A 25698-nucleotide genomic window follows, 5' to 3' on the forward strand; every position below is an offset into this window, starting at 1 on the left:
ACCGACCACGAAAGGAGGACCGATGCAGCAACCGGTCCTGGAAGTACGCGGACTCCGCAAGGAGTTCCCCGGCGTGCTGGCGCTCGACGGCGTCGACTTCCGGCTCTTCCCGGGAGAAGTGCACGCGCTGATGGGTGAGAACGGCGCAGGCAAGTCCACCCTCATCAAGGTCCTCACCGGCGTGCACCCGGCGGACGGCGGACAGGTCACCATGGCCGGCCGGCCACTGCGGATCACCGGCCCCCTCCAGGCGCAGCAGGCCGGCATCTCGACGGTCTATCAGGAGGTCAACCTCTGCCCCAACCTGTCGGTGGCCGAGAACCTCTTCATCGGCCGTGAGCCCCGCCGACGCGGCCTGATCCACTGGTCCGAGCTGCGCCGTCGCGCCGAGGCCTCGGTCGCCGGACTCGACCTGGACATCGACGTCACCGCCCGGCTGGACAGCTTCTCCATCGCCATTCAGCAGCTGGTGGCCATCGCCCGGGCGGTCGATGTCGAGGCCAAGGTGCTCGTCCTGGACGAGCCGACCTCCAGCCTCGACCGCGACGAGGTCGTCCAGCTGTTCACCGTCATGCGCAGGCTGCGCGAACGGGGCGTTGCGATCCTGTTCGTCTCGCACTTCCTCGACCAGGTCTACGAGATCTGCGACCGCATGACGATCCTGCGCAACGGCCGGCTCGAGGGCGAGTACCTCACCCGGGACCTCAGCCAGGTCCAGCTGGTCTCTCGCATGATCGGCTCGGAACTCGCCGAGCTCACGAGCCTGGCGGCCGAGAGCCACCGCGAGACGGCCGAACCGGAATACAGTTCCCCCTTCCTGGTCGCCGAGAAGCTCGGCCGCCGCGGCGCAATCGAGCCCTACGACCTGACCGTGCGGCCCGGCGAGGTCGTGGGCCTGGCGGGGCTGCTCGGCTCCGGCCGTACCGAGGCCGCGCGGCTGCTGTTCGGCGCCGACCAGGCCGACAGCGGCACCGTGCGAGTCAATGGCCACGCCACTGCGCTGCGCGGGCCGCGCGCGGCCATCGGTCACGGGATCGCCTTCTGTTCGGAGAACCGCAAGGCCGAGGGCCTCGTCGGTGAGCTCACCGTCCGCGAGAACATCGTCCTCGCCCTCCAGGCGTCCCGCGGTTGGCTCCGCCCCCTGTCGCGCACCGCCCAGGACGACTTCGCCCTGCGCTGGATCCGGGCACTGGACATCCGGCCCGGCGACCCCGAGGCCCTGGTGCGCAACCTCTCCGGGGGCAACCAGCAGAAGGTGCTGCTCGCCCGGTGGCTGATCACCGACCCCAAGCTGCTCATCCTCGACGAGCCGACCCGCGGGATCGACATCGGCGCGAAGGCCGAGATCCAGAAGCTGGTCGCCGGCCTCGCAGAGAAGGGCATGTCCGTGCTGTTCATCTCCGCCGAACTGGAGGAGGTCCTGCGCCTCAGCCACAAGATCGGCGTGCTGCGCGACCACCGTGTGGTCGCGCAGCTGGCCAACGACGGCTCGCTCACCCCGGAGCACCTCATGGAAACCATCGCGAGCGGAGCCCGGCGATGACCAAGCACCGGCTCTTCTGGCCCGCGGCGGTCCTCGTCGCCATGCTGCTGGCCAACCTGCTCTTCACCCCGGACTTCTTCGCCGTCCACACGAAGGAGGGACACCTCTACGGCAGCCTGATCGACATCCTGCATTTCGGCGCGCCGCTGATCCTCGTCTCCCTGGGCATGACGCTGGTCATCGCCACCGGCGGCATCGACCTGTCGGTCGGCTCCACCGTTGCGATTGCCGGCGCTCTGGCGTGTCTGTACATCAGCGAGGCATCCGACCCGGGCAGCGTCTCCACCGTCCTGGTCGCCGTGGCACTGGCCCTGGCCGTCGCGCTCGTCCTCGGTGCGGTCAACGGCCTGTTGGTCTCCCGCATCGGCGTGCAACCGATCGTCGCCACACTCATCCTCATGGTCGCCGGCCGCGGCGTCGCCCAGCTGATCACCGACGGCCAGATCATCACCATCACCAGCGACCCCTACCGGCTCATCGGCGGCGGCTACTGGCTCACCGTCCCGTTCTCCGTCCTGCTGGCCGGCGCGGTGGTGGGCCTCACCCTGCTGCTCACCCGCTCCACCGCCCTGGGCCTGCTGCTGGAGTCGGTCGGCGGCAACCCGGTCGCCAGCCGCCTGGTCGGCATCCGCGCCCACCGCCTGACCACCCTGGTCTACGTGGCCAGCGCCGTGTGCGCAGCCGTCGCCGGCCTGATGATCAGCTCCAACGTCTCCGCCGCCGACGGCAACAACGCCGGCCTGTGGATCGAACTCGACGCCATCCTGGCCGTCGTCATCGGCGGCACCTCGCTCAACGGCGGACGGTTCTCGATCGGCGGCACCGTGCTCGGCGCACTGGTCATCCAGACCCTGTCCACCACCATCTACACCATCGGCATCCCGCCGGAGACCACCCTCGTCTTCAAGGCCGCCGTGGTGATCACCGTGTGCCTGATCCAGTCGCCTCAGTTCCGCGCCAAGGCCACCCGCCGGCGCACCACTGCTCCGGGCGGTCAGCAGCCGAAGCCTGCATCTGCCGATTTGAAGGTGGGCGCACGAACACCACTCTCACCGCCAAACTGCGCGGACAGGTCCCGCTGCTGGTCACCTCTGTCCTGCTCGTCGCGATGTTCAGTGTCGGCTCGGTGCAGTACGAAGGCTTCTTCTCCGGCCAGGTCCTGCTCAACCTGCTGATCGACAACGCCTTCCTGCTGGTCGTCGCCGTCGGCATGACCTTCGTGATCCTCACCGGCGGCATCGACCTGTCGGTCGGCGCGGTCGTCGCCCTCTCCACCATGGTCTCGGCCTGGCTGGTGGAGAAGCACCACTGGCCGATCCTGGTCGTCATTCCGCTGGTGCTGGCCATCGGCACGGGGCTGGGATGGGCCATGGGCTGGGTCGTCCACACCTTCGAGATCCAGCCGTTCATCGTCACGCTCGCCGGCATGTTCCTGGCCCGCGGCCTGTGCTACACGATCAGCGTCGAGTCCGTCTCCATCACCGACCCGTCGTACACCGCGATGGCGCAGACCCGCATCCCGTTGCCCGGCGGCACGTTCCTCTCCCCCAGCGCCGTCATCGCCGTGCTGGTCGCCGCCGCGGCCTTCCTGGTCCTGCATCACACCCGGTTCGGCCGCAACGTGTACGCGCTGGGCGGCAGTGAGCAGTCCGCACTGCTGATGGGCCTGCCGGTGGCCCGCACCAGGATCACCGTCTACGCGATCAGCGGCTTCTGCTCCGCCCTCGGCGGCGTCCTGCTGACGTTCTACATGCTCTCCGGCTACGGCCTGCACGCCGTCGGCCTGGAGCTGGACGCCATCGCCGCCGTCGTCATCGGCGGCACCCTCCTTACCGGCGGCTCCGGCTACCTCGTCGGCACCGTCCTCGGCGTCGCCGTCCTCGGACTCATCCAAACGGTCATCAGTTTCCAGGGCACCCTCAGCTCCTGGTGGACCAGGATCGTCATCGGCGCCCTGCTGTTCCTCTTCATCGTGCTCCAGCGCCTCATCACCGCACGACGACACACCTAGAGACCGAGTTGCCCGTGCCGAGCCCATGCCTCGGCACGGGCGGGCCTTGACCCGGATGTTGGACAAGGGCTATGCGGCTTCGGCCAGGGTAGTTGATGTCGTGTTGAGCGCGATCTCGTAGGCGATGGAGCCACGGGCAGGCCGTAGGGGTCAATGCTCGAACAACTTCGGGGGTTGACCCCAGAGCAGGATTGTGGCGAGACCGGTCCGGGTGTCCTGGTGGCAGAGCGAGGCTGCTGCCAGGGTAGGGCCGGCGCGCCGACGCCGCCGCTACCGTTGCCGGCCCAATCGCTGGTCGCCCAGCAAGGGGTGTCGTTGACGGTAACCAACAGTCCGTGGCGGGCCCCGGGTTCAACCTGGTACGACTCCTGCCGTCCACCTAGCGGTTCCGGTGGGCGTGGATGCAGAGCGGTCGTTCGCACCGTGGCTACTGCTGCTTCCACTGCTCCTTGGTGATCTCGTACCGTACGCCTCCGTGCTCGGAGCCCTCGATCATCTCCATGTCGGAGGGAGTGGGGATGGTGTCCGCGAGCGTCATGTCGAGCTTCTCCATGATGTTGCGCGAACCGTGGTTCACGGACATCGTCTCGGCCCAGACCATACGCACACCGAGCTCCGTGAACGCCTTGCCCAGCAAGGCCCGCGAGCCCTCGGTGGCATAACCCTTGCCCCAAGCCGCCTGCCGCAGCCGGTAGCCGAGTTCGACTTCGTCCAGCGGACCCTCCGGCTCGGGACGCAGGATGAACCAGCCGATGAACGCGCCGCCGTCCTTCTCGTGCGCGGCGAACAGTCCGAGGTCGCCGCCCCACCTCTCGTAGCCGGCGAGGATGTTCGGCAGGTGGCGCTCGCGGACGAGCTCCGGCGCGGTCGGATTGCCGCCGGTCAGGTAGCGCATCACCACCGGGTCGCTGTCCAGCTCGATCAGCAGGTCTGCGTCATCGGCAGTGAAGCGGCGCAGGGCCAGGCGCTCGGTCTCCAGGTAGGTGTCCACGAGTCGATCATGCCTGAAGCAGGTCGAACAGCCCAACGGCTTTCCTCGGCAACTCCGGGACATTGCCATGACGTCGCAGGATCAGGAGGGAGGCACTCGCCCGCCACCAGGAGCTGCAGGCCCGAGCTGTGAATCGTGGTGTGCGGGTGGAGACGGCTCCAGCACGGACCAGGAAGTGGGACCGGGTGGCGGCCGGTGCGCCCGGCCCGCGTGTGGTCAGCCCGCGGTGGCGCTGTGTCGGGTGTCCGGGACCTGGGGCAGCCAGGCAACCGCGTCCTGGCGGAAGGACTGGTTGACGGGAACGAGGTCTTCCGCCTGGTCCAGGGCGCTGAGGTTGACGGCGATGGAGTCGCCGCCGTAGTCCAGGGCGCACACCTGGCTGCCGCACTCAGGGCAGCGCCCGCGCTTGGTCTCGCCCGGGAAGGTGTCGAACCAGACCGGCTCGACGTCGTCGCTCCAGGCGAGTCCGTCCAGCGGGAAGGACACCCACGACATCATCGGCCCGCCGCCGAGTTTCTGGCAGTGGAGGCAGCTGCAGGTGTGCGGGTAGTCCGGTTCGCCGGCGGCGGTGAACCGGAGCTTCCCGCACAGGCAGCCGCCAGTGCGGACCCGGAGGCCAGGAGTGGCGTTCATCAGACCATCTTCCTTGATTGGTAGGCCAGTTGGGCCCACCAGTGTGCCATCCCGTTGAAGATCTGCAGGAAGCCCTCAACGGCCTGCGGCAGGTCGAGGTGGTAGATGCCGCTCTTCCTGATGAACCGCGCGAGGCCCACGATGTGGGCGGCCTCAACGCTGAGGCCCTCGACCTGAACGGCCTCGCGGCCGTCGTCGAGGTGGGCGTGAACGGCCCCGGCGAGGGCCTGTGGGGGGTGCACTGCGGGGATGCCGACTGCCAACGGCCGGCACCTCCTGTCGGAGCCGTGGGACGCCACCCAGCGCCGGACAGCCGACCCGACCGGAGACGGCGTCGCACCGCGCAAACCACGCATCGGGGCCACGGCCCGAGGAACAGCACCCGGCGAGAACACCGGTCGAGTTGAAGCTGCGGGTTTTGTGCGGCGCCGAGAAGGCCCAGGTGATGTCCAGGTTCTGGCCGGCGGTGACCTGGCGCTTCTTCCAGTCGTGGCCCGTCTCGTCCAGGAACGCGGTCTGCAACCGACCGGCGCTGGCGATCTGCCTGTGCCTGGGCTGGTCGGTGTCACGGTAGTGGAAGCCGGTGTCGGGGCCGCCGGTGAACACCAAGGTGTCCTGGCCCGGCCCAGGGCCTCTCGGCCAGAGGTTGGCGTGCTCGGCTTTGTACTCCAGCACCCAGAGTACGGGCGCCTTCGGCCTTCCTTGCGACGGCGGCCCTGCGGCACGGGTAGGCGGCCGCCGGTTGCGATCTGCCGGGCCGGGCCGCCGGCCCGTCGAACCCTGGCTCAGTTGGCCAGACTGAAGTCACCGCCCACCGGGTCGGCGATCTCGTCGACGCCGGTCAGTGCGGTGAGCGTGGTCACCGGGCTGCTGCTGTCGGTGGTGGTGCCGTTACCGAGCCGGCCGGAGCCGTTGTTGCCCCAGGAGCGGACCGTGTTGTCGCCGAGCAGGACCACGGTGTGCTCCCGGCCGCCTGCCACCAGCTGGATGCCGTTCAGACCCTGGACGGGAACGGGGGTGATCCCGGTAATCGGTGATGCCGTCGCCGAGCTGCCCGACCCGTTGGCGCCCCAGGACTGCACCGTACGGTCGGTCAGCAAGGCCAGTCCGTGGCCGGTGGCCGGCCCGCCTCCCCCGGCGGCGATCTTCACCACCTCGGCGCTGGTCAGCCCGAGCACGGTGGTGGCCGTCGTGCGGAAGTCGGTCCAGGTGCCGTCGCCGAGCTGGCCGGCACGGTTGTTGCCCCAGGCCTTCAGCCGTTTCTCCTGGGCGTGCGCCGTGCCTGCGGGCACGGCAGCCAGGCCGAGTACGGTCAGGGCGGCCACGCCGGCCGCGAGTACCGAGCGCAGCCGGCGGCCGGCCCGCCCTCTACGAGGCCAACCAGGAAACCATCGGCGGCGACCTCGACCTCATCCTCCCGGGATAGACCCTCCGCCTGCCCTGACGTCCTGTCGGCTCACCTGTGGCGCGCCACCGTGCTGCCGTTCACGCCCGTAACCGGTCAGAGCGATGCGGCCGTCCTCGACCCGGACCGCACCCACGGCCTCGTACTGGGCGAGCGCCCTGGCCACGTCCCGGGCCACCACGACCTTCCAGGAGGTCAGGCCTGCCGGCTGGCGCTCCTCGACGTGGTGGCGGCCCGTCAGCTCGTCCCAGACCACCCGGGCAGCCTCCTCTTCGGTCGACGGACCCGCGCCGAGGCGCCGCCACAGGGGGACAAGGCCCGCGCTGAAGTCCACCGAGCCCTCCAGGTGGAGGCGCACGGACTGCCAGCCGCAGCGGGAGTCCTCGAGCCGCGGCACCGCCGCGAACAGCACATCCCGCAGCGCGCCGGGATCCTCCCGCATCCGCGCGGCAGCCCGGCCCGGCCCGAGCCACGGACCATCCGTGCGCACCAGGCCGGCAAGGTGCGCCCACGCCAACAACACCTGCACCCCGCGCAGCGGCGCAGCCGACCCGGCACCCGCCTCGGCACCACCGGTGCCCAGCAGATCGACCAGCTCCCGCGCATCCGCGCGCAGCAGCTGCCCGGTCGTGGTCACCTGCCGGCCCCCGCCGACCCAGCCGACCAGGGCCAGCATCTGCCCCACCGCCTTCGGCAACTCCCTGGCCTCGGAGCGGCCGTCTTTCCCCGGCCCCGGCACGGCACACTCGCGCGCCGCCCCCGGGCGCAGCTCGGTCTCCAGCACGAACTCATCCCTTCCCCCCGGCCCGGGAAGCTCCCCGGACCCCCTTCACGGTATGTCAGAACAGGCCGCCGCCCCGCCCGGGAACACTCCGGCCGGCGGCAGCCGCCCCCGGTGCCGCCCCGGTGCCGTCCTGGTCCGATGCCGGTCCGATGCCGGTCCGGTGCCGGTCCGGTGCCGGTCAGTAGAACCAGCAGTAGACGCTCCCGCCCGTCTCCTGAGCGGTCGTGGCGAGCCGGGCGACCGCGTGGAGGAGGGCGGGAAGGTCGTCGTCGGTCATCTCGTCGCCGTCCTCGCGACGCAGCCGCTCCGCCCACTGCGCGGCGAGGTCGTCGAGTTCGTCGGCGCCGACGGTGGCGAGAGCGCGGGTGAGCCGGTCGGGAAGCGCGAACATGCCGCTGCCGTCGTTGGTGACGGGCACGAGTCACCCTGGGTGACGACGATGTGGGCGTGGTGCATGAGCCGGTCGACGGTCGCGGTGGCCAGGGTCTTGGGCATGATCTCGTCGAACCCGGAGGGGTGGAGGTTGCTGGAGACGGCAACCGAGCGGCGTTCGTAGGCGGCGTCGACCAGCCGGTAGAAGCCCTCGGCGGCGTCCGGCGAGACCGGCAGCAGGCCGATGTCATCGACGATGATCAGGTCCGAGCGGACGATCCTCGCCAGGGCCCGGGCGATCGAGTCGTCCGCGCGGTGCCGGCGGACCAGGGCGCCGAGGTCCTCGATGGTGAACCAGGCGACCGTCATGCCGGACTCGACCGCGGCCTGGCCGAGGGCCTCGGTGAAGTGGCTCTTGCCCGTGCCGGACGGCCCGCAGACAGAGGTTCTCCGGCCGCCCGACCCATTCCAGGGACTTCAGCGCGTCCTGCGTCGGGCGCGGGATCGCGGAGGCGGTCTCGTCCCAGTCACCGAAGGTCTTGCCGGTCGGGAAACCGGCCCGTTTGCGGCGGGTGTGCAGGTTCGCCCGGTCTCGGCCGGCCGCCTCCTCGGCCAGGAGAACCCTCACCACCTCGGCGGGGTCCCAGCGTTGAGCCTTGGCGGTGGGAATGATGTCGGTCAACGACCGGCGGATGTGCGGCAGCTTGAGCCGACGCGTCAGCTCGAGGGCCTCGGCAAGCGGGTCGCCGTTGGATCCGGGAACGGTGCGGAGCGGGGTGGCCATCAGATCGGGTCGCTTTCGTCATGGTCGTGCAGGTCGGGAGTGTGTTGGGCGGGCAGGCCGAAGGAGGACCAGGCGGAGGTGCCGGGCTGCAGGGAGTGCTCCTCGCCGCGACGGACGGGCTCGGTGCTGGTGAGGCCGACCTGGTAGTCGAGGATGGACAGCAGGTCCTTGTCGGAGAACCGGCCGGTGACCGCGGCGGTGCCGAGCGCCCGGTCGACCTCGGCCGCGGAGTAGAGCTTGGCCAGGGCGACGGCCTCGGCCATCTTGGTCTTGATCCGGCGGGTGCCGGCGGTGGCGGCCTCCACCAGCCAGGCCGCGGCGCCCGGGCCGAGCATCAGGAAGGCGGCCTCTTCGGCGGTGGTGGCCTTCGGGGTGCGGTCGCCGTTCTTGTCCTCGCGCGGTGGGTAGTGCGCGTCGTCGAGGACCGGCGAGCCGGGGGTGCCGGTGCGGTGGCGGGCGACCTCGCGGGCCGATCCGTGCTCGTCGACGGCGGTGACGATCAGTTCCTCGCCGTGGAAGCGGGCCCAGACCCGGGTGTCGATCAGCTCGTGCGGGACCGAGTAGCGCACCGCCTCGACCGAGATCGTGGCGTCCCAGTTGACCCGGCGGGTGGTGCCGAACGCCGCGGTGAACGGCTGCCTGGGCAGCGGGTGCAGCCGCTCGCGTTCCTCCGCGAGACGCTCGGCCGGTTTGCGCCGGGTCTCCCGGTGAGGGCGGGAGTTGACCTCCTCGCAGAACGCCCGGCAGGCCGCCTCCAGCTCGCCGAAGGTGCGGTACTCCTCGCGCAGGTTCACCTCCCTGGGCACCAGGTCGGCCTTGGCGATCCGCACCGTCGCCTCGGAGCCGCCCTTGCTCTCCGGGTCCGCCGGGACGCAGGTGCGGATCGTGGTGCCGTAGTGCCGGGCAACCTCGACGATCTCCGGATTGCGGACCGCGATCCCGGCGATGTGGCCGGTGGTGACCGTCTTCTCGTTGTCGGTCAGCACGAACGCCGGGACCCCGCCGATCCTGCGTAACGTCGCGTCCAGACATGCGGTGACCGTCGGCAGCGTCTTGTCCCAGATGGGGATGACCACCCGGAACCGCGACCAGGCCAGCCACGCGCACCACAGCGTGGTCTTCCTGCCCTTGATCACCGGCCCGTCACCGAAGTCGTACTGCAGCCACAGGCCCGGCTCGGTCACCCACGGCCGATAGACTGCTCCGGACGTGAACGTTGATGATCTTGTGTGGCAGGTGACGCACTACGGCGGGATCCCACCGCGGCTGGTGGACCGTCTTGTCGGTCTCGGGCGGCTGGATCTCGTAATAAGGGCGGCGGCCGAGCGCGAGGAGTGGTTCTGTGCCGAGGCGGCGGTACGCGCGCTGTGCGGGGCCGGGGAGCTCGAGCGGGCGTGGGCCCTCATCGAGCCGTTCGCCGCGACCGGTTGGCGGCCCGCGGTGCGGGTGGCCGCCGAGATCCTCCTCCGGCAGGGACGGACCGAGGAGGCGTTGGCACTGCTCCACCCGGGCGAGGCGGCCCGGGAGGGCCGCGACTGGCGGGACTACGCCCTGATGCTGGCCGAGGCCGGACGGGTGGACGAGGCGATCGAGGTGCTCACACCCCATCTCGAGGACTGGTGGCTGCTGGAGACCCTGGTCGAGATGACCGAGGGGCAGGGGCGCGACGAACGCGTCCTGGGACTGATCACCCCGCTGGCCGAGCGGGTCAGGCAGGCCACGGGCGAACGCCGTTGGCAGTGCAGCGATCTGTGGAAGGCGCTGGACCTCCAGGCCCAGGTCCTGGAGCGCGCCGGACGCGCTGAGGAGGCGATCCGGATCCTCGGCGCCGACGTGGCCGCGGACCGGCACCTGGTGCAGAACACGGTGGCCTTCTACGCGGAACTCCTCGCCCGGCACGGGCGGATCGAGGAACTGCGGGCCCTGGGCACCGGCGACCAGGCTGCCGTTGCCCTGGAGCACTACGCCAAGGCGCTCGAGGAGCGCGGGCGGGCGCAGGAGGCCGAGGCCGTACTGCGCGGGTTCATCGACACCACCGGCCACGGCGGCCACCGCGCCACCCTCATCGGCCTTCTGGGCCGACAGGGCCGGATCGACGAGGCCGTCGAGGTGGGACGGCCCACGTTCGAGTACTACGACTGCGGGAACCACCTGGACTGGATCGTGCGCCTGCTCGTCGAGGACGAACGGCCCGAGCGGGCGCTGGAACTCCTGGAGGGGTGCAGCGAGGAGTACGTCCGGGAGCACGCGTGGTGGGTCCGGCCCACACGGCTGTGGCTGCTGGGCGAGGCCGGACGCTGCCAAGAGGCCCTCGCGGAGGCCGCAGCGCTGCCGGGAGAACCCGGCGACTGGGACATCCCGATCGCCTTTCTACTGGCCCAAACCGGCCGCGTGGACGACGCCGTCGACCTGCTCCGCTCCTCCCCCGCCCTCAGGGCAACCTCGGAGCTCGCGGAACTCCTGATCGAGCACGGCCGGCCCGCCGAAGCCGTCGCCGTCTTCCCCACCGTGTCCGCCCAGCGCAAAAAGGCACAACGGCGCAGCGAAGCCGCTCACCGCGACCCCGCCCTCGAACCACCCATCTGACCGCCCTGCAGAAGCACGCTCGGTCTGCCGCCGCGCAGCCGCCGACTGGGCGGACGGCCGCCTCAGGAAAGGCGAGGACGGGCCCGGGATGAGAAGACCGGCACGGCCCCCGGGTTCATGCCATTGCCTGCCCGGGGGCCACTCTCATTTCTCCAACGCCCTGTCAGCGCCGGACGCGGGCAGGCGCAGCACAGGCACTGCTCTTGCCCTGTGGCAGACCGGCGGGGGCTGTCGTGGGGCGACCCGGCGGCCGGGCCCCGTGTGTCCCTCCCGGTCGGTGCCGGGTCCGGGGTCAAGTGGGCCGCTCGGCTGGGTCGGGCCCGGCGTCGAGGTGGTCGGCCACCAGGTGGAGGCTGTCGGTGAGGACCATCAGCCGGTCCAGGTCCGGGGTGGAGGCCGCCAGTCCGATCGGACGACCCGCCCGGCGGGCGTGCTCGCAGGCCCTCCCGAGCGCGGCCACCCCCGCCGCGTCGCACACCTCGACGCCGCGCAGGTCGAGTGCCAGGCCGTCCGAGCAGGCCCGGGCCGTCGCCAGCAACGCGTCCGGCAGCTCCGGGGCGCAGCGCGCGTCCAGGGTGCCGGACACCACCAGGAGCGTCACCCGGCGGCCGGCCGCGAGCCGAAGCGACAGGGCCCCCTCGGCCAGGGTCCGCACGCCGAGCGGTTCGGATGCCGGTGCCGTGCCGGGCGGGGCGGGCTCATGGCCAGAGGGCATCTACGCTCACCTCCCGCCTGCCTGTGCCGGGTGCTTTCGATCCAGCCTGCGCCAGGTGGGACGGGGACGCCGCCGGGACGGCCGGGCACCGCCAGCGGCGTCTACCGGGGACGGGGCAGGGTGTCGCGGGCCCTGCCGTCCGGGCGGCACCGCGCGGGCGAGGTGTCGGGGCCGGCCCGGTCCCAGGTCGGGCCGGTAGGGTGCCGACGCGCCGCGCTCCGGCCGCAGGGGGAGCGGCCGGAACGCGGCGCCACAGGGGTCGAAGCCGCGCCAGCGACCGACACCAACGACGCTAACCCCCACCCGCTCAGGAAAGGCGCCGACGCGCCCCCATCTCGCCCAGGCGGACGGAGGCTCAGCGCGGGGAGAACACCCTGCAGTCGGCCTGATGCCAGGCCGTGCGGACCACCATGCCGCCGGGCGGCGTCTGCCGGCTGATCCACGCCCGGCAGCACCCGGGCCGCGTCGCAGACCCGGCCGGAGCGGAGGCCGCTATCGGCCGTGTGACCGCCGCCGGTGCCGGTGCCGGCCGGGGAGGCAGGCCCGGGATGGGGCCGCGGCGCCGTGCGGTCCGGCAACGCGGTCGCTGGCGGTTCGGGCAGGGGCCGGGTGGGGCGGCCCGGTACGGGACCTGCGCCGGCGGAAGCGCCGGTGCGAGGAAGTCGTCGTCACCCCCACTCCCCTGCCCACCCGCCCCTCTCCCCCAACCCCCGAGCCACCCGAACAGGCCAGCCGCCAGGCGCCCGCGGTGCCTGCCCGGCGAGCACCGGGCAAGAGGCCAACCGCAGTCGCCAGCGGGCGGCCGAGTATGCGGGGCCGGCCGCCCCGAGCAAGCGGCTGCGCGACCCCTGGCCCGGGCGGGCCCCGGGGTACAGCGGGCCAGCGGTGCACACGGGGCGCAGCCGGACGCCGCCCCTGTCGGCGGGTGCAGGGGCGCCGCCCGGCCAGCACCCCGGGACGCCCGCGGCACCGCCGGGGACCTGCCGGGGTTTCGGCTACCGGTCCGGCGCGGGATCGAGGCTCGCCACGGACACCACCAGGGCGAGCCGGCGGGCGGCGTGCAGGCAGCGCTCCGCCGCCGTACTCGGCTCCCTCTGGCGGGCAGCGTCCTGCAGGACCGACAGGGCGGCCACCAGGGCGGTGTGGGTGGCCTCGTCGAGAACCTCCGCGGCGGTGTACTCGCCCGTCGCGGTCAGCCCGGCCAGCAGGGCAAGCGCCTCCTCGGGGTCTTCCAGCGCTTCGAGGACCTCGGCGCCCGCACCGACCAGGCCCATGGCAGCCGCCTGCCCGGCCGTCGGCAACGGCACCGCCCCCGGCGTGGTGTCCCCGCCGGTCTGCGCGTCGAGGACGGCGCTCTCCGCCTCCGCCAGCGCGCAGCGGCGCCGGAAGGTGGTCCGGCCCTGCTCGCCTTCCCGGGCCGCCCGGGTCGGCCAGCGTTCCTCGTCGCGGATCGTCGCGGCATCCAGGCGGACCGGGGCGCTCGCGGCGAGCGCGGCGACCGGCCACAGGCTCACCCGCACGCCCTCCTGCTCGGGCGGGGCGTCCGCGATCGGCCCGTACACGGCCGCGGCCGCCTGCGCGCACTCTCCCACCAACTCCGTTGCGGTCGCGATCAGACGCGCGTGACGCCTGCGCCTGGACGGCGCCTGAACCGGTGCACCCAAAACTGACCCACCCCTCCTGCACAGCCCCCCGGAGCGGCCGGACAGGCCGCCGGGTCCATGACTACCAGTCAGCACACGCCGCAGTCCGGCACTCCACCGATCCGGACAAATCCCGGCCGACCGGAACCCGGCCCGCGGTCGGCGGGCGGCGGGCGGGCGGCGCACCCGCGCGGCAACGACCGGTGGCGGCGGCGGAAAAGTTCGGGGCATTGTCCCGGCGGGAACGTCGGGCCCGGTCACCAGCCCGCGGGCAGGGTGACGCGGATCCGGCCGTCCTCGGTACGGCCCTGGACGCCGATACGGCCCGCGTCGAACGCCTCCCAGTCGCAGCGCAACCTGAAGACGTTGTGCCCGGCGACGGCGGCGATGTCGGCGGTGGCGGTGAAGTCGCCGTCCCCGAGCAGTTGCAGGACGCACTGGCGGGCGTGCTCGGCGTCCCGGCCGATGGCGCGGGCGAGGCGGTCCAGGCTGGTCGTGATCTCCACGATGCGCGCGCCGCGCGGCTCGAACAGGCCGATGATCGCAGATGCGCCGGAGCTGTAGGTGCGGCGGCGCTCGAGGTCGGCCAGGACCTGCCGCTCGGCGTCGGCGAGCGGGAAGACGTCGCCGGGCCCCGGCATCGGCCGCACCGGGCGCAGCACGGGGCCGGCGGGGCCGGGGCTCTCGACAAGGACGCCGGCGGCGACCAGGAGGGTGATCAGGTCGTCCACGGTCTGCGGGGCGCCGAGACCGTAGTGTGCGGCGTAGCGGGCGGCGTCCGCGCGGGCGGCGGCCAGGTACTGCTCGTCGCCGTCCTCGTTGTCCTCGTCGGGGCCATCCCAGCAGGGCCCGGCCAGGCCTTCGGTGGTGATCGCGGCGCCGAGTTCCTCGCGGGTCGGCGCCGTCTCGGCGAGTCCGGCGCACATCAGGGCGACGAATGTGGCGTGCGGTACAACCCGCGTCCAGCCCCCGCGGACGAGGGCGCTCTGGCAGGCGGCGCGGTCTTGGTCGGTCCAGGGGTGCTCGGCGGCAGTGCTCGGCACGGGGTGGTCTCCTGCGGGTCGGCGAGATCGTGCGGTCGACCTGGCCAACGACCCGAGGCCGGGCCGGGGTACGGGCTAGACCTCGACGTAGCCGACGATGACGATCGTGTGCAGCGCGGTGAGGTGGTAGATCACGCGGACGCCTTCGACGTCGTCGCGGTAGTCGCGCAGCCGGCCAGCCGAGGTCGGGGCGGCCGAGGTCGGGCGGACCGAGAGTGCGACCAGGGCACGGTCCAGGCAGTGGACCTGATGGGCGGTCAGCTTCTCGAGCTGGCGGGCGGCAAGGCCGGAGAACGCGACTCGGCACGGCGGGGGATATCAGGCGACACGCTGCCCGGTCGCCAGCTCCGCGAGGCGGCGTTCACGCAACAACTCCCAGGGCGTGCACTCCTCCGGGGCGGGCAGGCCGTTGGCGGCGACGTCCTCCAGGAACGCGGCCAGCTGCTCCGCCCTTCCCCGCTCCTCCTGCGCCAGGGCGCGCAGCGCGTCGGCGGCATCGGGGACGAGCGGCTCACCGCCGCCCTGATCGGCGTTCATGACGTTCTCCATCCAGCCCCCGAGGTGTCCGGTTCCCGGGAGCAGTACCCGCGGTAGCCACCACCGGGAGACTTCGAACCGTACTCGGGTGAAGTTCCACCGACGGCGACCTCGCGTGCCGGGCACAGCGGACGGGCCGTATTCGGCCGGAATTTCGGCACTGAATGCGTCCGTCAGATGTGGAACTCGACGTCCATGTAGACGATGTCATGGAATTCGACTTCGAGTTCTCGGGCGCGGCGTCCGCCGTCCTGGAAATGGAGCTCCTGGAAAAGTGCGGCGGTGATCTGTCGGAGTTCGGCCTCGCCGGCGCCCCGGTTCTGGGCGTCGAGGAGGCGGCGGGCGTGCTGCGGCGGCACCTGCAGGGTCAGGCGGCGCAGCCGGGCCTGGTCGGTGGTGTCCTCGCCGACGGTGTAGCCGAAGGTGGCGCGGGTTTCGATGGTCAGGCCGGCGTCGGCGGCGCGGCGGCGGATCTGGGCGCGGACGGCGGGCTGCCAGGTGCGGCGCACCGCGTCTTCGAGGGCTTTGGCGGCGGCGGGTTTGGGGTGTTTGGTCTTCTTGTCGCGCCAGCGCTCGACGGTGCGGGGGGCGACGCCGAGCCGGTCGGCGGCGCGGCGGGCGAGCTCGGCCGCCGTGGCGGGGTGCTGGTCGGTGCCGCGGATCGCCCGGCGGTCGGCCGCCTCCGCGCGGCCCAGGAAGTACTTGACGCGGCTGCAGGTGGTCGGGGGGATCGGCCGGCGTACGTGGTCCCGGGTCGCGCGGGCGAGGGCGTCGTCGATGTGGTCCACGGTCGTCACTCGCCGTCCCGGGCGGCGTCGTGGCCGCCTGCAGGGTCTCGCCGCCGATGACCCGTCGATCTCCTGTGACCTGCTGGTTCTCTGTTGTCTCACCGCGATGTCACCCAAGATCAGTCTCAGATCGATGCCATTTCCTCGGCGGAACGATGAGTCTGCGGCTGGGCCACCGAGCACGAGGACTACATGTGAGATCAGATCGCGCACCAATGAGTTTCCCGCGCCGCGCCGGTCCGTACGCGTGAGACCGACTCATGGAAGGCTGGCGCCATGCGGAAACTGATCTACGGCATGAACCTGACCCTGGACGGCTACATCGCCGCGCCCGGCGACGACATCGGCTGGAGCGTGCCGAGCGACGAGCTGTTCCAGTTTTGGTCCGACCAGTTGCAGGCGACCGACCTGTCGCTGTACGGGCGCAAGCTGTGGCAGACGATGAGCTCCCACTGGCCGACCGGCGACCAGCAGCCCAACGCCACCCCGGCGGAAATCGAGTTCGCGCGCCGCTGGCGGGACATGTCGAAGGTGGTGTTCTCCTCGACGATCGACAAGGTCGACTGGAACACCCGCCTGGTCACCGGCGACGCGGTCGCCGAGATCACCCGGCTCAAGGCCGAGGACGGCGGCCCGATGGACATCGGCGGCGCGACGCTCGCCGGGGCGGCCATGCGGGCCGGGCTGATTGACGAGTATGTGCTGGCCACCGCGCCGGTCCTGGTGGGCGGCGGCACGCCGTTCTTCACCGCGCTGGACAACTGGGTGAACCTGAACCTGGTGGAGACGCGGACGTTTCCCGGCGGCGTGATCCTGACCAGGTACGAGACGAGGCGCTGAGCGCCCGTCCGGGAGTCACGGGCCATGTGCTCCGCGGGTGACACCCCCTGGGTGACCCGGACTACCGCCCGAGCCACCCAAACGAGTGAAGCCCTGAACTGCAAGTCCCACGGCAGTGGCATTTCTGCCATCCATCTGCCAACTGCCGTGAGATTCTGCCAAGGCTTTTGAGGCCCTACGGGCCGCCGCCCTTGATGTAGCGGGCGAGGGTTGAGGCTCTGCTCCATGAGGTCGACCGCCCAGGGCATGGACTGCACGCCTTCCGGCTTGACCAGGCCGGGGGTGGGGCCGAGGCGGAACGTACCGGGCAGCGGGCACCGTCCGGAGTGCGGGGCAGCAGGTCGAGCGAGGACGGGCCGGGGCTCGGGTAGGCGACGCGGTGGTGGCGGCCCTGGGAACGTTCGCGGAGCTTGCCGATGCCGCCCTTGACGGTGGCCTTCATGGCCGACAGCGCCGCGGCCAGGCGGGGTCGAGCTGCTTGGCCGCCGCCATCGCCGCGAGGAAGCCGTGTTCGTCCAGGCCGGGAGTGGCGCCGAGGTCCGCCATCGTCGCGGCGATCGCCTCCTTCAGCCGGTCGTGCTACGGATCCAGGTACGCACCGCTCTCGCGGTGGACGAACGCCTCCACGGGCCGCACCTCGTGGCCGAGCTCTTCGGCGTAGGCGAGGGTCGGCATCTCGTACCGGCCGGGCCCGGTCGGGCGGGTGCCGTCCGGGGTGAACGGGGACGGCAGGCGCGGGTCGAGCTCGATGTGGGAGAGGTCGACCTGCCGGCAGCCGGGGGTCTTCTTGTCGAAGACCGGCCCGAGGACGTGCACAGGCGCATCAAGACCGACCCGAAGCCCCGACGACGCCGCGAGGAACGCGCTGTTCAGATCGAGCCGATCGCGTACGGCTGCAGGCACTCCGTGTCGCTCAGGAGCGCGGCGTCGCGGACCCAGGAGTAGGCCTCCTCGTTCACGAAGCCCTTCGTCCAGCCCTGCGCAACCGGGTGCTCGACGACCGCCTCCGGCGGCGCCGGATCCACCCGCTCCCGGCCGAGCGAGCCCGGGTTGTGGCCCCGCGCCCGCTCCCCCGTCACCTCGTCGCGCACCGCGCAGGTCGGCGGGCGCAGCGCCTCCATCAGGGCCATGCCGCAGGTCGCGGACCCGCCGGACGGGGTGATCGCCCGCGCCGCGTACACCCCGAGCACACGGGCGATCTCCGCCGCATCCACGGCGCCGTCCGCGGCCCGGGTGGCGAAGTCCTTGCCCCGGTCGCGGGCGTCCAGCGCCTCCCACGGCAGCACCGCCAACTGCACACAGTTGCGCCAGGAACCCTGCGCCGGGCGGTAGACCCGCGCCCATGGGTTGAAGCCGGCATGGGTCAGCTTCCACTTCGCGCGCAGGACCTGCTTGACCACCTTGTGGTCCTCCGGCAGCCGGCGGGCCCGCCAGCCATCGAAGGCATCCAGGTCCAGCGGCACCCCCAGGCGCTCGCACGCGGACGCGGTCAGCACGACCAGCGGGTCCTGCTCCTGCCCGTTGCGGTTCAACCGGGCCGCGCCCAGCCCCGCCTCCTTGCACAGCGCCCACTCCACCATCTGAGGCACCGACATCGCCTGGAACTCCAGCACCACCCGCCCACGCAGTACGCCGTCCCGTCCCCGTCCAGCACCGCCAGCGGCCCATTCGGGAACCGCTCATCCACAACCGCCGCGGCCCCGGCCACCCGGCGCAGCGACAACACCCGGCCCCGCCACCGACACAGCAGACGGCTGCGCAGCAGGCACGGCGCGCACGGGCACAGGCACGGGCACAGCCGCGCGGACCGCCGCAGGAACAGCCCCGGAAGCAGGCACGGGAGCAGGCACACCAGCAGCCGGAACTGCCGAGGCAGGCACACCGACCGCCGGGTACTGGCGGGCCCAGCCGTCCAGGAACCGCAGGTAGGCCTGCCGACGCGGCGGCCGGGGCTCACTCGCCCCCACCTCCCAGTTCCTCACCGCCTTCACGCTCGACTCCAGCGCCCGCGCCTCATCCGCCTGGGTCACTCCCGCAGCCTCCCGCAGCCGTGCCGCTCCGCCGGCGGCGGCAACACCGGCCGCCCCACCAACAGCGCATCCACCGCGTGGTTCCCCGCCGTGGCGGCTGGGATGTCACACCTGCCCCCGAGGACAGCACTCTCAGTAACTCGGCGTGGCGCCGGGATTCGAGGTGGTCACCCGGGGCGACGGCGAGGTCGGCGGGGAGGTCCTCGGTGAGGGGGAGCGGGTGGGCGCTGGCGTCGGGGTCGTGTAGCCCGTGGGTTTCGGAGCCGGGGTCGTGTGGCCGGTGGGCCTCGGGGCCGGGGTCGGGGCCTCGGACTCGGCGGGGGACCCCGCGGGGGAGGCCGGCGAGGACGAGGCCGTCGGCGGCACCTCCACGTTGCCGTCCGACCCCTGGGTGGCGAACACGACGCCGATGGCGATGGCCGCCACCGCGAGCCCGGCCAGCAGCGCGATGTAGCGGGGCTTTCGCCACCAGGGCGGACCCGGCTCGCCGTCGGAGCCGCCGACCACCGTCCGCGGCGGCTCCTCGGGCGGCCCGGGAGGCCGGCCGCCCACGGTGGTCGGCGGCTCCGGCGGCCCGGGCGGGTACGAGCCCGGTCCGGACGGCGGCCTGGGCCCGGACGGCGGCGGCCCGCCCTCCCCGGGACCCGATAGCGGGCCGGTGGGCGGGCCTGACGGCTCGGACGGTCCTGACGGCGGCTGCGAACTCACGGGGCCTTCCCTCCGGCGACTCAACCCCCTGCCCAAATCTGTGGTCCGCCCCGGTGCCGCCGCAACCCGGCTCGCCGAACGGACCGGCCGACCGTCGGGCAGGTGCTCCGTGCGGTAGGTCGCGGCGGAGTACTGGACGTCGACCGGCAGGACGGGCACGTCGCGGCGCCGCGCGTCGGCCAGCACCAGGCGATTCGGGTACATGCCGGGGTCGTGCTCCAGCAGGCCGGCGTAGAAGGCGGCCGGCCAGTGGGCCTTGAGCCAGGCTGACTGCAGCACCGGCAGGGCGAAGGCGACCGCGTGGGCCTTGGCGAAGCCGTAGGCGCCGAGGTTCTTGAGCATGGTCCACACCCGGTCGATCACCTCCGGCCGGTAGCCGCGGCCGCGCTGCGGCGGTACCAGGCCTCCAGTACCGGGGCGAGGTCGGTCCAGCGCAGCGGTTCAGGCCGTGGCGGGTCAGGCCGTGGCGGGTCAGGACGCGGTGGACCGTCGAGCTGGGTATGCCCAGGATCGGGGCGATCCGTGCAGGGTCGAGCTTGCGGTCACGCCGTAGCTCGCAGATGCGATTCTCGACATCGGCAGGGGTTCGGTGCGGTGTCGTCAGGGCTCGACTGGAACGGTCATACAACCCCGGATCGCCTTCGGCTCGCCAGCACCGGACCCATTTGTGGGCGTGGTGCGGGAGATGCCCATTTCTTCGGCAACGTGGGCGATGGCCCTGCCGACGCGGACCCGTTTCGACGAGGAGCCGTCTGCCGTGGATGGCCAGCCGGGCATGGGGGTGGGGCACGGCAAACCTCTGGGGTGGTGCGGAATCTGATGCGGAGCCCGGGTTTTGTGCCCGAGGCCGCCGATCTGGCGATCGACGGCCTCGGGCGACAGAGAACGAGCTTTTGTGGGCGGCGAGTCAGGCCGGGACCGTCTGCGCGCCCCGCTGGATCTATTCGGCCCAGGCATGCTCCAACTGGGTGCGGAAGGTGGCGGGCTCCCGTCCGATCAGCTCGGCCAACGTCGAGTCGACCGTGGTGAACTCGCCATCTCGCGCCGCGCCGAAGATGCTCAGTATCAGGTCGGCGATCGGGGCTGGGACGCCGTGCGCCAGGATCTGCTCGCGGAAGGCGTCGTCGGGGACGACGGTGCGGGTGAAGGGCCGTCCGGTGGTCTGCGACGCGATCTCGGCGACGGTGTCGAAGTCGAGCGCCGCCGGGCCGGTGAGCGGTGGGGTGGGCCCGTCGAAGCGGCCCTCATCGAGGATGATCGCCGTGGTGGCCTCGGCGAGGTCGTCGTGGCCGGTCCAGGCGACAGGGCCGTCGGCGGGAAGGGCGATATCGCCGGTGTGGCGGGCGGACTCCAGGAACTGCAGGGCGCTGGCCGCGTAGAAGCCGTTGCGCAGCGCGGTCCAGGGCAGGCCGGTGGCGCGCAGCAGGTCCTCGGTCCTGGCGTGGTCCCGGCAGGCCTGGAAGCGGGAGTCGTGGGCAGCGCCCATCTGGCTGGTGTAGAGGATGCGGCCGACCTTGGCCTTCACGGCGGCGTCGATGGCGGCACCGTGGCCGCTGACGCACTCCTCGCCCGTGCGGTCGAGGGAGACGAGGAGCAGCTGCTCGGCCCCTTCGAAGGCGTGCATGAGCGAGTCGGGGTCGTCGAAACTGCCCTGCCGGACGCGGACGCCGCGGTCGGCGAGGTCCTGGGCCTTGCGGGGGTCGCGGACGCTGACGCCGAGGCGGTCGGCGGGGACGCGCTCCAGGAGGCGCTCGACGGTGCGGCGGCCGAGCTTTCCGGTGGCTCCGGTAACGATGATCATTGGGTTCTCCCGATGCTGCTTCCGGTGGAATCACTCCAACAGTAACACTGGAAATTCCGATGGAAACAGATCTTCGGTACCATCGGTTCATGGCTACACGCGACTCAACCGACAACCCTCGGCGCCGCATCGTCGAGGCAGCCGTCGAGCTGCTGGAGAACGGCGGCCCCGACGCGGTGAGCACCCGCGCGGTCGCCGCCGCGGCCGGCATGCAGCCGCCGGCGATCTACCGCCTCTTCGGCGACAAGGAGGGGCTCCTTGAGGCCGTCGCCGAGCACGGCTACGCGCAGTTCCTGGAGAGAAAACGCGCGCAGCTCGACCCCGCCCCGCAGGACCCGGTGGAGGAGCTGCGTCGCGGCTGGGACGTGGTGGTCGAGTTCGGGGTCTCCCGCCCCGAGTTGTTCGCGGTGATGAACCGGGCCACCGGCCGGGGATCGGACGCAGCACACCGCTCGGGCTTGGAGATCCTCCATGGGCGGGTGCGTCGGCTGGCGGCCGGGGGATGGCTGCGGGTCGACGAGGAGCTGGCCGCCCAGATCATCCGGGCAACCGGCCAGGGCGCAGTCACCACCTGGCACTCCACGCCCGCGGACCGCCGCAATCCGGCGCTGTTGACCGTCCTGCGTGAGTCCATGGTCGCGGCCGTCACTCGCGCCGAGCCGGCGATTCCCGCCGCGGAGTCCGGTCCCGCCGCGGCGGCCCGCGCGCTGCGCGCCGCCCTCCCCGACGACTCCGATGTCCTGAGCGACGCGGAGCAGCGCCTGCTGCGTGAGTGGCTCACGCGCCTGGCGGCGGACGGCGGCGCTCCGCGCGCCTGATCGCGCGTCAAGCGCCCTCGTGCAGGTTGAACCTCACGAGGAGAGATCGTGCGATGAAGCAGCCTCCACGAGATGAGACAGCGGGCGACCACACGGCTCCGGCCGGCTTCCCCTTGCCCATAACGCGCCGCCAACCTTGATCACGTCTCCGCCGCCCACTGTTAACAACGCTCATGGTCAATACAGCTCGTGTCCTGAGTCTTTGACTCGGTTCAGATATCCGGCGAGGCGTTCGAGGATCTCGTCGGCGGTCTTCACCCAGATGAAGGGCTTCGGGTCTTCGTTCCAGTGCTTGATCCAGCTGCGGATGTCCCGCTCCAGTGCCTGGACGTTCTTGTGGACGCCGCGCCGGATCCGCCGTTCCGACAGCAGGGCGAACCAGCGCTCGACCTGGTTGAGCCAGGACGAGTAGGTGGGGGTGAAGTGCATGTGGAAGCGCGGGTGTGCCACCAGCCATCGCTGTATCGCCGGGGTCTTGTGGGTGGCGTAGTTGTCGCAGATCAGGTGCACCTCCAGTTCCTGGGGCACCTCCTTGTCGATGCGTACAAGGAACTTTTTGAACTCCGCGGCGCGGTGCCGGCGGTGGATCTGCCCGATCACTTCCCCGGTGGAGACGTTCAGGGCGGCGAACAGCGTGGTGGTGCCGTTGCGCAGGTAGTCGTGTGTGCGGCGCTCGGGCATGCCGGGCATCATCGGCAGTACCGGTGCCGACCGGTCGAGGGCCTGGATCTGGGATTTCTCGTCCACGCACAGCACCAGGGCGTGTTCGGGCGGGGCGAGGTAGAGGCCGACGATGTCACGGACCTTGTCGATGAACTGCGGGTCGGTGGACAGCTTGAAGGTGTCGACGAGGTGCGGCTTGAGACCGAACGTGCGCCAGATGCGGGAAACGGTCGACTGCGACAGGCCGGCCGACTCGGCCATCGACCGGGTCGACCAGTGCGTGGCGCCCGGCGGTGCGGACTCCAGGGTCCGGACGATCACCTCCTCGACCCGCTCGTCCGTCACGGTCCGCAGCGCCCCCGGGCGCGTCTCGTCGACCAGCCCCTCCAGGCGGGCGGCCGCAAAGCGCCTGCGCCACTTGGCCACCGTCACCGGGTGGACCCCAAGATCCGCCCCCACCTGCGTATTTGAAGCTCCGGTCCCGCATGCAAGCACGATCCGGCAGCGCAACGCCAGGGCCTGGGACGAGGTCCGGCGTCTCGCCCAACGCTGCAACGTCTCGCGCTCGCCGTCCGTGAGAATCACATCAACCGTCGGTCGTCCCATACGCGCCACGGACGCAGCATACTTCTTCATCGAATCAGAGACTCAGGACACTAGCCGAACGGCAGGTTTCTGGTCGTACGCGCGCCGAAATGCGGCAGATCCCAACACCGTGGGTCAGCGCCGCTCACGTCCCCGACGGCCGCGGCTGCTCCGGCGGAACCGAGCTCTCGGCAACGGCCATCCACTGGTCCAGGTCGGCCTGGGTGAACTCTGTCCACGGTGGGATTTCGGGGAGCTGGCGGAGGAGGTCGTAGGCCTCGGGGATCTGGGGGCCGCGAAGGACCGGGCAGTGGCAGCCGGCGATGACCTCGGCGTTCAGGTGTTGGAAGTCGGTGACGACCGTGCCGAACTTTTGAGTGTCCAGCAGGGTGGCCCAGGGGGAGATCAGACGTCCGCCGAAGAACTGGCCGTCGCGGAATTCGTCTGGCGACAGCGCTGCTGTTTCGGGCATGGGGGTCGGCACGTTCGTGGCGAAGGTGTCGACGGACCACAGGACGTTGGTCTTCGGGTCGAAGAGGGCGCGGGTTGTGGGGTTGTCGTACAACGGCGGTCGCTTGGCGACCAGGGTGCGATCGCCCGCGTCGATCGTGTCGCCGTCGGTCATGAAGCGGCACCGGTTGATGGGAGTCTCCCACTCCTCGGCCATGCGGCCGATGGAGAACCATGTCGTCAGCAGGGTCGCGTTAGGGCATTCCGCGAGGACCGCCAGGAGGTTGCCAGCGTGGTCGCGATCGTCGTGGGTGAGGAAGATCCACCGTACGTCCAGGGGATCCACGACGGACCAGGCGGCCTCCAGCCACTGGGCGCGGACCGCGGGCGCCCCGGTGTCCACGAGGACCGGTTCGGCTCCCCGGATCACCATCGAGTTCATCGGGAAGTGGCCGACCGGCGGGGCGTCAAGGGCCCACGGGATGACGAACGTCTCCTCGGCGATCTTGTGCGGCTGCAGAAGGTTGAACGTGTCCATGGTTGTCATCGCTGCTCTCCCTAGGGCGGAGTCGCCGCAGCGTCCATGAATCCAGTGCAGCCCCGTGCCGGGCTGACGTCAAACGCGGCACTCCTGACGCCAGCCGGGTGGGCACCAGGGCGGATTGCTGCTCCGGCGTGATCCCCCTCCGGTCGTCACCCTCTCCGACCCTTGCGCCCTTCTGCGTCCGCCGCCGTTCGCAGCGCTTGTTCGCGAGTTCGGGCAGCGGCTGGTGATCACTGGACGAGTGGATGTTCACGAGTTTCGACGGCAGTGCCGCCGTGGCGGGCTGCAGCAGCCGATTCTTGGTCGTCCCGGCAGGTCATGGCGTGGCATTCTGTGAGCCGTCTTGAGCTGTTCGACGGGGGAACGCATGAGCTATGACCTGGAGTGGGTGGAGCTGCCCGAAGCCGTGGCGGAAGCACGGAGTCGGTACGAGTCCTGCACCACACGCACCGCCGGTGGTCTGCCCTGTGATCACGTTCCGGAGTGCTCGAAGTCGTACTTCTCGCTCGCGGAGCCGTTTCAGTTCCATCTGAACATCTCCGGAATGGGGGCGTGCCGGGACGGGATGCGTCGTGCCGGTATGACGTATCAGGCCGAACACCGGCCCTTCCCCGCCTGGCCGTTCAAGGACATCAAGGACTGGTTGGCGGCCGACCAGGCCCGGAGGGATGCGTTCGACGCGGCCGAACGGGCCGCCTCGGCCCAGACTGTCCCGGGGAAGGCGGGGATTCCGGAGTTCAAGCTGCTGAGCAACGGTCCGTGGCTGGTCGGCGCCGCAGAGATCGCGCAGGCTCTGGACCGCTATGAGGAGGCGCCGGCCGGCGTGCGTGCCGAGCTGGAGGCCGACGGTCTGTGGCGTGACTGGCTCGAGTGGCTGCGCGAGACGGCGGTCCGTGGAGGCTTCACGGTCAGCTGAGGATGCCAGTGGTGCGGCCCCGCTCCCGGGGAGGTGGCGGGCCGCACGCAGGTCAGCTGGCGGCGGCTTGTCCGACGCGGGTAAACCGCCTCAGCCCGACTACCTCAACGATCGGACCCGCCCGAGGTCAGGACTCCAGGTCTGGGGAGCGGAAGGTCGCAAGCATGGTGAGGAACCGCTCGGTGCCGCTGATGACACCGGGACGGTTGCTGCCTGGCGTACGGACGGCCCGGTCCAGCCGAGCAGCACCCACGGGCGGGCGGCCCGGCACTATGGCGGCGGCCCGGGTGGACCGCCCGGCGCAGCAGAACGGGACGGGTGGCACCCGGAACACCGGCCACCCGCGGCAGCACTGCCCAGACAGCGGCCGGACGGCCGCGGACGACGCGGTGGTGCTGCACCGCGACAGGTCAGTGATTGCGCGGCGCGGGCCAAGCCGCAGGCAGCAGTACGGCGATCAGCCGAGTGGCCACCCGGCCCGCAGAGCAGCACCGACGGGTGGACGGCC

At 71.5% G+C, this 25698-nt stretch carries 23 protein-coding genes and 4 pseudogenes; 7 read left to right on the forward strand and 20 right to left on the reverse strand.

Annotated features, from left to right (window positions below; translation table 11 throughout):
- Positions 1–22 precede the first annotated feature (22 nt).
- The 3 genes from ACQ614_RS00865 to yjfF are packed head-to-tail and all read left to right on the forward strand — an operon-like array spanning position 23 to position 3554.
- Entirely contained in the window at positions 23–1543 is a 1521-nt protein-coding gene (locus tag ACQ614_RS00865; protein ID WP_431676120.1) for a sugar ABC transporter ATP-binding protein, read from the forward strand.
- Positions 1540–2718 carry an ABC transporter permease gene (locus ACQ614_RS00870; RefSeq protein WP_431676122.1) on the forward strand — a complete coding sequence of 393 codons (1179 nt, stop codon included), beginning with the start codon at positions 1540–1542 and terminating at the stop codon, positions 2716–2718. Before ACQ614_RS00865 ends, ACQ614_RS00870 begins: the two co-directional genes overlap by 4 nt.
- On the forward strand, positions 2604–3554 hold the full coding sequence (gene yjfF, locus ACQ614_RS00875) for a galactofuranose ABC transporter, permease protein YjfF (RefSeq protein ID WP_431683798.1): 951 nt from the start codon (positions 2604–2606) through the stop codon (positions 3552–3554). The genes ACQ614_RS00870 and yjfF overlap by 115 nt, the downstream gene beginning before the upstream one ends.
- Before the next feature lie 427 nt (positions 3555–3981).
- Here the strand turns inward: yjfF and ACQ614_RS00880 are convergent, their stop codons facing one another.
- The 8 genes and pseudogenes from ACQ614_RS00880 to ACQ614_RS00915 form a co-directional block, all read right to left on the reverse strand.
- Positions 3982–4545, reverse strand: a complete 564-nt coding sequence (locus tag ACQ614_RS00880; RefSeq protein WP_431676124.1) for a GNAT family N-acetyltransferase — start codon at positions 4543–4545, stop codon at positions 3982–3984.
- Positions 4546–4761: 216 nt separating this feature from the next.
- A complete protein-coding gene (locus ACQ614_RS00885) occupies positions 4762–5178 on the reverse strand; it encodes a GFA family protein (RefSeq protein WP_431676126.1) in 417 nt (138 codons plus the stop codon).
- The gene (locus tag ACQ614_RS00890) at positions 5178–5441 is read right to left on the reverse strand and encodes a hypothetical protein (RefSeq protein ID WP_431684126.1); all 264 of its coding nucleotides are present in this window, start codon (positions 5439–5441) and stop codon (positions 5178–5180) included. The genes ACQ614_RS00885 and ACQ614_RS00890 overlap by 1 nt, the downstream gene beginning before the upstream one ends.
- On the reverse strand, positions 5332–5853 hold the full coding sequence (locus tag ACQ614_RS00895; protein WP_431676127.1) for a lytic polysaccharide monooxygenase: 522 nt from the start codon (positions 5851–5853) through the stop codon (positions 5332–5334). The genes ACQ614_RS00890 and ACQ614_RS00895 overlap by 110 nt, the downstream gene beginning before the upstream one ends.
- Before the next feature lie 110 nt (positions 5854–5963).
- A complete protein-coding gene (locus ACQ614_RS00900; RefSeq protein WP_431676129.1) occupies positions 5964–6503 on the reverse strand; it encodes an RCC1 domain-containing protein in 540 nt (179 codons plus the stop codon).
- Between the two features lie 84 nt (positions 6504–6587).
- On the reverse strand, positions 6588–7367 hold the full coding sequence (locus tag ACQ614_RS00905) for a hypothetical protein (protein ID WP_431676130.1): 780 nt from the start codon (positions 7365–7367) through the stop codon (positions 6588–6590).
- 417 nt (positions 7368–7784) lie between these two features.
- Positions 7785–8523 (reverse strand): annotated as a pseudogene (istB, locus tag ACQ614_RS00910) (IS21-like element helper ATPase IstB); the annotation flags it as partial.
- Positions 8523–9722, reverse strand: a pseudogene (locus tag ACQ614_RS00915) (Mu transposase domain-containing protein); the annotation flags it as partial. The pseudogenes ACQ614_RS00915 and istB, both read right to left, overlap by 1 nt.
- Positions 9723–9732: 10 nt before the next feature.
- Between ACQ614_RS00915 and ACQ614_RS00920 the strand changes: the two are divergent.
- On the forward strand, positions 9733–11109 hold the full coding sequence (locus ACQ614_RS00920; protein WP_431676132.1) for a tetratricopeptide repeat protein: 1377 nt from the start codon (positions 9733–9735) through the stop codon (positions 11107–11109).
- A gap of 292 nt (positions 11110–11401) precedes the next feature.
- Here ACQ614_RS00920 and ACQ614_RS00925 read toward each other — a convergent pair whose 3' ends face one another.
- From ACQ614_RS00925 to tpg, 5 genes are all read right to left on the reverse strand, one after another.
- Positions 11402–11824: an STAS domain-containing protein gene (locus tag ACQ614_RS00925; protein ID WP_431676133.1), complete on the reverse strand. Its 423-nt coding sequence runs from the start codon at positions 11822–11824 to the stop codon at positions 11402–11404.
- Between the two features lie 995 nt (positions 11825–12819).
- Complete coding sequence (locus ACQ614_RS00930) at positions 12820–13416, reverse strand: hypothetical protein (RefSeq protein WP_431676134.1); 597 nt, start codon at positions 13414–13416, stop codon at positions 12820–12822.
- A 308-nt stretch (positions 13417–13724) separates the two neighbouring features.
- Positions 13725–14510, reverse strand: coding sequence for a DUF6042 family protein (locus tag ACQ614_RS00935; RefSeq protein WP_431676135.1), 786 nt, complete (start codon positions 14508–14510; stop codon positions 13725–13727).
- Between the two features lie 318 nt (positions 14511–14828).
- Positions 14829–15047 carry a hypothetical protein gene (locus tag ACQ614_RS00940; protein WP_431676137.1) on the reverse strand — a complete coding sequence of 73 codons (219 nt, stop codon included), beginning with the start codon at positions 15045–15047 and terminating at the stop codon, positions 14829–14831.
- Positions 15048–15220: 173 nt separating this feature from the next.
- Positions 15221–15844, reverse strand: coding sequence for a telomere-protecting terminal protein Tpg (gene tpg, locus ACQ614_RS00945; protein WP_431676138.1), 624 nt, complete (start codon positions 15842–15844; stop codon positions 15221–15223).
- A gap of 267 nt (positions 15845–16111) precedes the next feature.
- Here tpg and ACQ614_RS00950 point away from each other — a divergent pair, with 267 nt between their 5' ends.
- On the forward strand, positions 16112–16675 hold the full coding sequence (locus tag ACQ614_RS00950) for a dihydrofolate reductase family protein (RefSeq protein WP_266608888.1): 564 nt from the start codon (positions 16112–16114) through the stop codon (positions 16673–16675).
- Positions 16676–17254: 579 nt separating this feature from the next.
- On the opposite strand, the gene ACQ614_RS00955 is transcribed toward ACQ614_RS00950, so the two are convergent.
- The 5 genes and pseudogenes from ACQ614_RS00955 to ACQ614_RS00975 all read right to left on the reverse strand — a co-directional run bounded on the left by ACQ614_RS00955 (position 17255) and on the right by ACQ614_RS00975 (position 21214).
- Positions 17255–17491 (reverse strand): hypothetical protein, encoded by a 237-nt coding sequence (locus ACQ614_RS00955; protein WP_431676140.1) that lies wholly within the window; start codon positions 17489–17491, stop codon positions 17255–17257.
- A 53-nt stretch (positions 17492–17544) separates the two neighbouring features.
- On the reverse strand, positions 17545–18270 hold the full coding sequence (locus ACQ614_RS00960; RefSeq protein WP_431676142.1) for a hypothetical protein: 726 nt from the start codon (positions 18268–18270) through the stop codon (positions 17545–17547).
- Between the two features lie 1236 nt (positions 18271–19506).
- Positions 19507–19797, reverse strand: a pseudogene (locus ACQ614_RS00965) (hypothetical protein); the annotation flags it as partial.
- Between the two features lie 148 nt (positions 19798–19945).
- Positions 19946–20203 (reverse strand): annotated as a pseudogene (locus tag ACQ614_RS00970) (leucine zipper domain-containing protein); the annotation flags it as partial.
- Between the two features lie 150 nt (positions 20204–20353).
- Positions 20354–21214, reverse strand: coding sequence for an SDR family oxidoreductase (locus ACQ614_RS00975; RefSeq protein WP_431676143.1), 861 nt, complete (start codon positions 21212–21214; stop codon positions 20354–20356).
- An 89-nt stretch (positions 21215–21303) separates the two neighbouring features.
- Between ACQ614_RS00975 and ACQ614_RS00980 the strand changes: the two genes are divergently transcribed.
- Entirely contained in the window at positions 21304–22032 is a 729-nt protein-coding gene (locus ACQ614_RS00980) for a TetR/AcrR family transcriptional regulator (RefSeq protein ID WP_431676145.1), read from the forward strand.
- 177 nt (positions 22033–22209) lie between these two features.
- Here ACQ614_RS00980 and ACQ614_RS00985 read toward each other — a convergent pair whose 3' ends face one another.
- Positions 22210–23301 (reverse strand): IS630 family transposase, encoded by a 1092-nt coding sequence (locus ACQ614_RS00985; protein ID WP_431683799.1) that lies wholly within the window; start codon positions 23299–23301, stop codon positions 22210–22212.
- A 124-nt stretch (positions 23302–23425) separates the two neighbouring features.
- A complete protein-coding gene (locus ACQ614_RS00990; protein WP_431676146.1) occupies positions 23426–24277 on the reverse strand; it encodes an MBL fold metallo-hydrolase in 852 nt (283 codons plus the stop codon).
- Positions 24278–24641: 364 nt separating this feature from the next.
- On the opposite strand from ACQ614_RS00990, the gene ACQ614_RS00995 reads away from it, so the two are divergent.
- Entirely contained in the window at positions 24642–25190 is a 549-nt protein-coding gene (locus tag ACQ614_RS00995; protein ID WP_431676148.1) for a hypothetical protein, read from the forward strand.
- Positions 25191–25698 lie beyond the last annotated feature (508 nt).

The organism is Kitasatospora dryopteridis (assembly GCF_050749075.1).
Lineage (GTDB): Bacteria > Actinomycetota > Actinomycetes > Streptomycetales > Streptomycetaceae > Kitasatospora.